Below are 9,123 nucleotides of genomic sequence, written 5' to 3'. Positions count from 1 at the left end.
CCTTTGGTGGTTTCACCACCCTGCACTACCTGTCCACACACCCGGACGCACTGGATCAGGTCTTCATCACCGGCGGACTCAGCGCCATTGATCGTCCAGCGGAAGAGGTCTACGCCAACTGCTACCACCGCATGCAGCGCAACTCCGAGCAGTTCTACCGTCGCTTCCCGCAACACCGCGACACCGTCCGCAAGCTCGTGGCCGCAGCCACGGCCGGGGACCTCATCCTGCCCACCGGTGAGGTGGTCTCTGAATCCCGGCTGCGTTCCCTGGGCCACCTCTTGGGCAGCAATGATGGTTGGTTGGATCTTTATAACCTGCTGGAACTGGATCCCGCCTCCAATGCTTTCCGCCATGACCTGAGTGATCTGCTGCCCTATGGCAACCGCAACCCGCTCTACTATGTCCTGCACGAATCCTCCTATGCTGATGGTGTGGTCACCAACTGGGCGGCACAACGTGTCTATCCAGATACCTTCCGGGAGGATCCCACCCTGCTCACCGGTGAGCATGTCTTTAGTGAATGGGCGGATACCGTGCCCTCATTGCAGCCCTGGAGGGAGGTTGCAATGCTGCTGGCCCAGCAGGACTGGCCCAAGCTTTATGACGCCACAGCACTGCAAAACTCCCAAGCCAGTGGTGCCGCTGCCGTCTATGCCAATGATGTCTTTGTACCCATGGACTACTCCCTGGAAACAGCAGAGCATATTCCAGGTGTGCAGCTCTATATCACCAGCGAGCACGAGCACAATGGACTGCGCGGCAGCAACGGTGAGGTACTTGCCCACCTCATCGATCTGGCACACGGTCGACGGGTACGCTGATTTTTGTGTTAGTACTAGTAATCGACACCTCGACCCCGGACCTCATCGTCGGCATCGTGGAATCAGATAACAAAACCATCCTTGCCCAGCGCATCATCGAAGACACCCGTGAGCACAATGAACAGCTCACCCCGATGGTGCAGGAAGCCCTGGCCGCGGCTGACAAGACCTTCGCTGATTTAAGTGCCATCGTTGTTGGTTGCGGTCCCGGCCCCTTCACCGGCCTGCGCGTGGGCATGGTGTCCGCCGCCGCTTTCGGCGATGCCCTCGGTATCCCCGTCCATGGTGTGTGTTCTCTCGACGCCATCGCCGCCGGCCTTGATGCCAGCACCCCACGTGCCCTGGTCGCCACTGATGCCCGCCGCCGTGAGATCTACTGGGCCACCTACACAGACGGCATCCGCACCACCGGCCCTGAGGTCATCGCACCAGCCCAGCTGGAACTGGAACACGAGGTGGATGTCATCTCCATCCCAGCACACCTGGAGGAGAAGCTGCCGGAGTCGCTACAGGGTGTCGAGAAGCTCTCTTTGAAACCAACCCCGGAAAACCTGGTGGCCGTCGCCGACCTCACCGCCACTCCGGAACCCCTGGTACCGATGTACCTGCGCCGCCCCGATGCGAAGGAACCCAAGCCTAAGCCGAAATCAGCGGCCATCCCAGAAGTGGAGCTGTAAAAACCAATGGACCAGTTTGAACTACGCGAACTACGTCGCGAAGACGCCGCACGCTGCGCAGAGTTGGAGAAACAGCTCTTCCCCGGCGACAACCCCTGGCCACGTGATGTCTTCGCGGTGGAATTCTCCCACCCCACCAACTTCTACCTCGGCGCCTTCGATGATGGCTACCTGGTGGCCTACGCCGGCCTGGCCATGATGGGCCCCACCGAAGACCCCGAGTTTGAAATCCACACCGTGGGCGTGGCCCCGGAATATCAACGCAAAGGTCTGGGGCGGGTACTGATGGACCAGATGATGCACACCGCCGACAGCTTGGACGGACCCGTATTCCTGGAGGTCCGCACGGATAATGAACCAGCCATCAAGATGTATGAGGCCTTCGGGTTCACCACCCTTGCCACCCGCAAGAACTACTACCGCCCCTCCGGTGCAGATGCCTTCACCATGCAACGTCCCCGCCTGAGTGACCGCCAGAGTTCCGAAAACCCAGCGGACGGGACTAACCTTTAAACAATGATTGTCCTGGGTATTGAGAGCTCCTGCGATGAAACCGGCGTCGGCGTGGTCAAACTGGATGAACAGGGAAACCTGAGCATCCTGGCTGACGCCGTAGCCTCCTCTATGCAGCAACACGCACGTTTTGGTGGTGTCGTGCCAGAAATCGCCTCCCGTGCACACCTGGAATCCATGGTTCCGGTCATGCGCGAAGCACTCAAGCAAGCCGGCGTGGACAAACCCGACGCCGTAGCCGCCACCGTCGGCCCCGGCCTTGCCGGAGCACTCCTAGTCGGAGCCAGTGCCGCCAAAGCCTACGCCGCCGCCTGGGGCGTACCCTTCTACGCCCTCAACCACCTCGGCGGACACGTTGCCGTTGCCAACCTCGACGGCGAAACCCTCCCACATTCCGTGGCACTGCTGGTCTCCGGCGGACACACCCAACTCCTTGAAGTAGACGCCGTCGGCCTACCCATGAAGGAACTGGGTTCCACGCTTGACGACGCCGCCGGCGAAGCCTATGACAAGGTCTCCCGCCTGCTCGGCCTGGGCTACCCAGGCGGACCCGTGATCGATAAGCTAGCACGCCGCGGTAACCCGGAGGCCATCAAGTTCCCACGCGGGCTGATGAAGAAATCTGATTCCCGTCATGATTTCTCCTTCTCCGGACTCAAGACCGCCGTGGCGCGCTATGTGGAGGCCGCGGAAAGAAATGGCGAGGTCATCTCCGTGGAAGATGTCTGTGCCAGCTTCCAAGAAGCTGTCTGTGATGTCCTCACCGTCAAGGCTGTGCGTGCCTGTCAGGATGTCGGTGCCAAGGTGCTGCTGCTTGGTGGTGGCGTGGCAGCCAACTCCCGTCTGCGTGAACTGGCACAGCAGCGGTGTGAGAAGGCCGGTATCGAACTGCGCGTGCCACGGTTCAACCTGTGCACCGATAATGGCGTGATGATCGCGGCTCTTGCAGCCCAGCGCATCCACGAAGGTGCAGGTGGATCCCAGTTGAATGTGGGAACGGATCCTTCTTTGTCCGTTGAGACACCTCAGGTGTTCTGACAGCCTAGAATTAATCGGCATGAAGTCTGTGTTCACCGTTGACCAGATCCGACGCGCTGAAGAGCGATTATTCGCAGTCCAAAAAGACCCCGATGAACTGATGATCTCCGCGGCCTCCGCCGTCGCGGATGTTGCGTTGGCGATGGTCCAACAACCGCCCTCGGACATCGTGGAGGAGGAAAGAATCCTCCTGCTGGTCGGTGCTGGTGGCAATGGTGGAGACGCCCTCTACGCCGGTGCCTTCCTCAGCGAGGAGGGCCACCATGTGGATGCCCTGTTACTCGGCGGGGACCGCGTCCATGAGTCAGCTCTGGCCTGTTTCAGCACCCTCGGCGGGGTGGTTCTGAAGGAACGGCCCTATGCCTTCAACTACCGTCTGGTCATCGATGGGATCGTAGGAATCGGTGGACACGGCGGCATTGATCCGGATACCGCCCGGTATGTGGAGCATTTCTACTCCGCGGGCGTGCCCGTGTTGGCCATCGACATCCCCAGCGGCATTGATGCTGACACCGGTGCGCTTCCAGAACCTGCCATGGTGCAGTTGGAGGGCTATGACGCCGGTGCCCCGATTGCCCGTCAGCTGATCCCCACCCACATCAACGCTGATGTCACCATCACCTTCGGTGGTCTGCGGCGTGCCCATGCTATCGCCATGTCTTGTGGCTATGTGCTGTGCGCCAATATCCGTGTGGAGGGCGATGGAGGGAGCATGAACCTGGCGGAAACCCTCCAAGACATCCAGTTCGAGGATGCCGGCCCGAAGATCTACGCCTCCCAGGCCTGGCTTGACACTCCTGATCTTCCATCAGTGTCCGGTGCGTATCCTATTGGTTCCCAGTTCATTATGTTGGATGTGGAGCCGGCTCCGGATGCTGATAAGTACACCGGGGGAGTGGTGGGCATCCTTGCTGGTGGTCAGCAGTATCCGGGTGCTGCCATCTTGAGTTGTGCCGGTGCGGTGCGTGCCACCAGTTCGATGGTGCGTTTCATCGGTGATGAATCAGCCCAGCATCATGTCATTCAGTCTTTGCCGGAGGTGGTGGCGTCAACCTCGATTGAGCAGGCTGGTCGGGTGCAGGCCTGGGTGTTTGGCCCGGGGCGTGGCACCGGTGCGGCGGAGGAACTCGAGTTGAGGCAGTTGTTGGGTCACCCTGAACCCCTGCTTATCGACGCCGACGGCATCACCCTGCTCGCCGGGTCACCGGAGTTGCAGCGTACCGCCCGGGAACGTGAGCATCCCACGGTGCTCACACCCCACCGGGGTGAGTTTGAACGACTGGCCGAAACTCTGCGTGAGCGGGGTGTACCGGTACCGGTGTCAGGGGATGATCCCATCGGTGCGGCTTTGGCCCTGGCCACTGAACTGGACTGTTGTGTGCTGTTGAAGGGACGGTCCACGGTGGTGGCCACGGCCGATTATGTCTATGTGGTAGATGCGGGACATTCCTGGTCGGCCACCCCGGGGTCCGGGGATGTGTTGTCTGGGTTGATCGGCGCCCATCTGGCACAGAGCCATGCGGAGCTGACCAGGCTTCCGGAGTTCATTCCGGATATGAACCTGCCACACACGGCGGTGTACTCCCAGGTGGCACCCGCGGTGAGCATCCATGCGGTGGCAGCCGCACTGTCTGCCCGCACGGAATTCGGACCGGCACCGACTTCTGCCTCCCGGATTGCTGAGGCCATTCCGGCAGCCACGGCGCGGGTGAACCTTAACCGGGCGATGAACTCCTGATGAATTTACAGTCTTCGAGTCGCTAAACAATGCTTGAGCAGGTTAATTGAGGGATATGACCCAAGGATTCCTTGTTAACCCTGACCTGACCTACCGGCGGATTGATTTCGAACTTGAGCATGCCGCACAGTTTCTTGGTGGTGCCGATAATGCCCGCGTGGCTGTTGCCTTCCAGGAAGACGGCAGCACCTATGCTGCCCTCTACAACTCTGAGGCTAAGGCTGAAGGGGCGCATGCCAACCCGGTGGCGTCATTGGGGCGCAATGCCGCCGCCACCGGCAACTCGGACTTCTTCACTGATCCCACCACCGCAGTCTGCGGCCCGGTGGTGTTCATCGGTGCCGAAGGTGAGGATGTTGGGGAACCGGAGATCCTGCGCATCAAGGATGGCATCCGGGCTGCCCGGAACTACCGTTCCGATTACCCACAGGAGTTTCAGCTGTGGCGCAATGCGGTTTATAACCTGCGTAACCCGGAACTGGATGAGGAGTAACAAGTCAACACCTCACCCCACAGGGGGTGTGCCCGCGCAGGGCGGATAAGGGCCCGGCACCCTCTGCGGTTGAGTGCTGGCACTCGCGGGGGTAGAGTGCCAATAGGTTGTTTGACACACAGTTGTTCACCCGCGACGACGGCTGTGCTGGAAATCCACAACCGGCACAACAAGAAAACTTTTCTCATGGAGGGATTCATCGTGGCAAACGTCAACATCAAGCCGCTCGAGGACAAGATCCTGGTTCAGATCAACGAGGCTGAGACCACCACCGCTTCCGGTCTGGTCATTCCTGACTCCGCTAAGGAGAAGCCTCAGGAGGCTACCGTCATCGCTGTGGGCCCAGGCCGCTTCGATGACAAGGGCAACCGCATCCCACTGGACGTCAAGGAAGATGACGTTGTCATCTTCTCCCGTTACGGTGGCACTGAAATCAAGTTCGGTGGCGAGGAGTTCCTGCTCCTGTCCGCTCGTGACATCCTCGCAATCGTTCAGAAGTAGGGGATAGTTCATGGCAAAGCTTATTGCTTTTGACCAGGACGCCCGCGAAGGCATTCTCCGGGGCGTCAACGCCCTGGCGAACACCGTCAAGGTCACCCTCGGCCCACGTGGCCGCAACGTTGTCCTTGACAAGGCTTTCGGTGGCCCACTGGTCACCAATGACGGTGTCACCATCGCCCGTGACATCGATATCGAGGATCCCTTTGAGAACCTCGGTGCACAGCTGGTCAAGTCCGTAGCCGTCAAGACCAACGACATCGCCGGCGACGGCACCACCACCGCAACCCTGCTAGCCCAGGCGATCATCGCCGAAGGTCTGCGCAATGTTGCCGCCGGTGCCAACCCGATCGAGTTGAACAAGGGTATTGCCGCAGCAGCGGAAAAGACCCTTGAGGAGCTCAAGGCACGCGCAACCGAGGTCTCCTCCACCCAGGAGATCGCCAACGTGGCCACCGTGTCCTCCCGCGATGAGGTCGTCGGCCAGATCGTGGCTGAGGCCATGGAGAAGGTCGGCAAGGACGGCGTGGTCACCGTCGAAGAATCTCAGTCCATCGAGTCTTCACTCGATATCACTGAGGGAGTCTCCTTCGACAAGGGCTACCTGTCCCCGTACTTCATCAACGAGACCGACACCCAGAGCGCTGTCCTGGACAGTCCTGCAATCCTTCTGGTCCGCAACAAGATCTCCTCCCTGCCGGATTTCCTTCCGTTGCTGGAGAAGATCGTGGAGTCTAACCGTCCGGTCCTCATCATTGCTGAGGACATCGAAGGCGAGCCTCTGCAGACTCTGGTGGTCAACTCCATCCGCAAGACCATCAAGGCTGTCGCTGTGAAGTCCCCGTACTTCGGTGATCGCCGCAAGGCCTTCATGGATGACCTGGCTGTGGTCACCGCCGCAACCGTGGTTGACCCTGAGGTCGGAGTCTCCCTCAACGAGGCTGGCCTTGAGGTTCTAGGCACCGCACGTCGTGTGACCGTGAACAAGGATGAGACCATCATCGTCGATGGTGCCGGTTCCGCCGAGGACGTGGAGGCACGTCGTCAGCAGATCCGCCGCGAGATCGACACCACCGATTCCTCCTGGGATCGCGAAAAAGCTGAAGAGCGTCTGGCCAAGCTCTCCGGAGGTGTCGCCGTCATCCGTGTCGGTGCAGCCACCGAGACTGAGGTCAATGAGCGCAAGCTCCGTGTGGAAGATGCCATCAACGCCGCCCGTGCAGCAGCACAGGAAGGTGTGATCGCCGGTGGCGGTTCCGCACTGGTCCAGATCGCTGAAACCCTCAAGGCCTACGCTGAGGAGTTCGAAGGCGATCAGAAGGTCGGCGTGAACGCCTTGGCCATCGCTCTGAGCAAGCCTGCCTACTGGATCGCAGCCAACGCAGGACTGGATGGTGCGGTCGTTGTCGCCCGCACCGCCGATCTGCCGAACAATGAGGGTTTCAACGCTGCAACCCTCGAGTACGGCAACCTGGTTGAGCAGGGTGTCATTGACCCGGTCAAGGTCACCCACTCCGCAGTGGTCAACGCAACCTCCGTTGCGCGCATGGTTCTCACCACCGAGGCGTCCATCGTGGACAAGCCGGCTGAGGAAGCTACCGGCCACGGCCACAGCCACCATCACCACTAAAATCCGTTAATAACGGAATATGAATAACCGGCTCTTCCCAGAGGAGAGCCGGTTATTTCTCATCTACCCACCTTGGCCAAGACCTTCAGCCCGACAGTCATGATTGCTGCATAGGTCTTCCGGTTTAAGGACTTCGGACCGCGCAGCTGCATGCACCGCTGCTCGGAGATGTTCTGCACCTGGGTGTATTTCAACAGCCCCTCCGCACCATGGCGGGCGGTCAACCCGGAATCCCCGGCACCACCCAGCGGGGTATCTACATTGCCCCAGGTGGCGGAATAGGCATCATTGATATTCACACCACCGGACCGGATCAGGGGAGCTGCGGCACGGGCGGTGGCAGGAGCTGCGAAGATCGCGGCATTGAGACCATAGGTGGTGTCATTGGCACGTACAATGGCCTCGGCCAGGTCTTCGACGGCCTCCACATGGACCACCGGCCCGAAGACCTCATTGCGGTAGAGATCCATCTCCTCGGTGGCGCCGGTGATCACCGTGGGCTCATAGAAATAGGGGCCCAAGTCCGGCCGTGGCCTGCCACCGCAGAGCACCTCCGCACCCTTGGACACGGCATCATCGACCATCGCCTGGACATTATCCAACTGCTGTTGGGAGGCCAGGGAGCCCATCTCCACATCCCAGTCAAAGCCCGCACCGAGACGGGTGCCACGCAGCCGCTCCACATAGGCATCTAGGAACTTCTGATACACCGTGCCCACCACGTAGATCCGTTCGATGGAGACACACAACTGCCCCGAATTGGATAACGTGCCGTGGATGGCACCATCCACGGCCACCTTCAGATCAGCATCCTCAGCAACGATGAGCGGATTCTTGCCACCGAGTTCCGCAGAGAAACCGATGAGACGACGCCCTGCGGTTTCCCCGAGGATGCGACCGGTGTTCGTGGAACCAGTGAACATGAGGTAATCGCATAGTTCGGTAATTTCACCACCGACCACAGCGCCCTCACCGGTGACCGTCTGGAAAAGCTCAGGGGGAAGCCCCGCATCATAGAGCAGACTGGTCACCAACAAAGAGGTGAAGGCGGTCTTGGAATCCGGCTTGGACACCACCGCATTACCGGCGAGCAGTGCAGGGACGGCATCGGAGATCGCCAGGGTCAGGGGGTAGTTCCACGGACTGATCTGACCGACCACCCCCAGGGGATAGTGGTGTTCCCAGGTGGAGGACAACCCGGGGATGGTGCCCTGGCGCCGCTTCGGGCGGAGCAGCTTTTCCGCGGTGCGTGCATAATAATGCGCCGTGGAGGCCACATCCATCACCTCATCAAAGGCCGCGGCCCGGTTCTTGCCGGTTTCCAGCTGCACCATGTCCATGAGCAGCTCCCGGTGCTTGAGCACCAAGGCGTGGAAACGGTGGAAAATGGAACGTCGTAAAGCATGCGGTGTCTCCGCCCACGAGCGCTGTGCTTGGCGTGCAGCCGAAAAAGCCTTATCGACACACACCTGCCCACCTTCCGGAATATGGCCGATGATGGTGCGGCCATCGAAGGGGGCCTCCACCGCAATCCGGGCGGTGGCCTCAGAAGAGACGAGGGAGACCAGGTGGTCATGCAGATCATGGGGGAGAGCATCAAGGCCCAGGCGGTGTGGGTACATGAAACCCACCTTAGAGAAGAAAAAGACCCGGTCATGAAAACCGGGTCTGCACTGTTTAGACAGCCACCGGCTGTTTGCGCTCAATCTTGC

At 60.2% G+C, this 9,123-nt stretch carries 8 protein-coding genes and 1 pseudogene; 8 read left to right on the top strand and 1 reads right to left on the bottom strand.

Annotated elements, in window-relative coordinates:
• The 8 genes and pseudogenes from Q0M74_RS11360 to groL form a co-directional block, all read left to right on the top strand.
• Positions 1–824 (top strand): annotated as a pseudogene (locus Q0M74_RS11360) (aminopeptidase); the annotation flags it as partial.
• Positions 825–829: 5 nt separating this feature from the next.
• Positions 830–1,501 (top strand): tRNA (adenosine(37)-N6)-threonylcarbamoyltransferase complex dimerization subunit type 1 TsaB, encoded by a 672-nt coding sequence (gene tsaB / locus Q0M74_RS11355; RefSeq protein ID WP_293954517.1) that lies wholly within the window; start codon positions 830–832, stop codon positions 1,499–1,501.
• Positions 1,502–1,507: 6 nt separating this feature from the next.
• Positions 1,508–2,014 carry a ribosomal protein S18-alanine N-acetyltransferase gene (gene rimI / locus Q0M74_RS11350; protein ID WP_293954516.1) on the top strand — a complete coding sequence of 169 codons (507 nt, stop codon included), beginning with the start codon at positions 1,508–1,510 and terminating at the stop codon, positions 2,012–2,014.
• Positions 2,015–2,017: 3 nt separating this feature from the next.
• Entirely contained in the window at positions 2,018–3,052 is a 1,035-nt protein-coding gene (tsaD, locus tag Q0M74_RS11345; protein WP_293954515.1) for a tRNA (adenosine(37)-N6)-threonylcarbamoyltransferase complex transferase subunit TsaD, read from the top strand.
• 19 nt (positions 3,053–3,071) lie between these two features.
• On the top strand, positions 3,072–4,790 hold the full coding sequence (locus Q0M74_RS11340) for a bifunctional ADP-dependent NAD(P)H-hydrate dehydratase/NAD(P)H-hydrate epimerase (protein WP_293954514.1): 1,719 nt from the start codon (positions 3,072–3,074) through the stop codon (positions 4,788–4,790).
• 55 nt (positions 4,791–4,845) lie between these two features.
• On the top strand, positions 4,846–5,283 hold the full coding sequence (locus Q0M74_RS11335) for a hypothetical protein (protein ID WP_293954513.1): 438 nt from the start codon (positions 4,846–4,848) through the stop codon (positions 5,281–5,283).
• A gap of 201 nt (positions 5,284–5,484) precedes the next feature.
• A complete protein-coding gene (groES, locus tag Q0M74_RS11330) occupies positions 5,485–5,784 on the top strand; it encodes a co-chaperone GroES (protein WP_293954512.1) in 300 nt (99 codons plus the stop codon).
• A gap of 10 nt (positions 5,785–5,794) precedes the next feature.
• Complete coding sequence (gene groL, locus Q0M74_RS11325) at positions 5,795–7,411, top strand: chaperonin GroEL (RefSeq protein ID WP_293954511.1); 1,617 nt, start codon at positions 5,795–5,797, stop codon at positions 7,409–7,411.
• Positions 7,412–7,470: 59 nt separating this feature from the next.
• On the opposite strand, the gene Q0M74_RS11320 is transcribed toward groL, so the two are convergent.
• Positions 7,471–9,033 (bottom strand): succinic semialdehyde dehydrogenase, encoded by a 1,563-nt coding sequence (locus Q0M74_RS11320; protein ID WP_293954510.1) that lies wholly within the window; start codon positions 9,031–9,033, stop codon positions 7,471–7,473.
• Between the last annotated feature and the right edge of the window lie 90 nt (positions 9,034–9,123).

Origin of the sequence: uncultured Corynebacterium sp. (assembly GCF_945649885.1) — a bacterium.
Lineage (GTDB): Bacteria > Actinomycetota > Actinomycetes > Mycobacteriales > Mycobacteriaceae > Corynebacterium.
This window is presented reverse-complemented; position numbering and strand designations above follow the sequence as displayed.

What these genes read in the sequence shown, in the direction of transcription:
- rimI (WP_293954516.1), top strand. Translation starts at nt 1,508, where the DNA reads ATGGACCAGTTTGAACTACGCGAACTACGTCGCGAAGACGCCGCACGC.
- tsaD (WP_293954515.1), top strand. Translation starts at nt 2,018, where the DNA reads ATGATTGTCCTGGGTATTGAGAGCTCCTGCGATGAAACCGGCGTCGGC.
- Q0M74_RS11340 (WP_293954514.1), top strand. Translation starts at nt 3,072, where the DNA reads ATGAAGTCTGTGTTCACCGTTGACCAGATCCGACGCGCTGAAGAGCGA.
- Q0M74_RS11335 (WP_293954513.1), top strand. Translation starts at nt 4,846, where the DNA reads ATGACCCAAGGATTCCTTGTTAACCCTGACCTGACCTACCGGCGGATT.
- groL (WP_293954511.1), top strand. Translation starts at nt 5,795, where the DNA reads ATGGCAAAGCTTATTGCTTTTGACCAGGACGCCCGCGAAGGCATTCTC.
- Q0M74_RS11320 (WP_293954510.1), bottom strand. Translation starts at nt 9,033, where the DNA reads ATGTACCCACACCGCCTGGGCCTTGATGCTCTCCCCCATGATCTGCAT.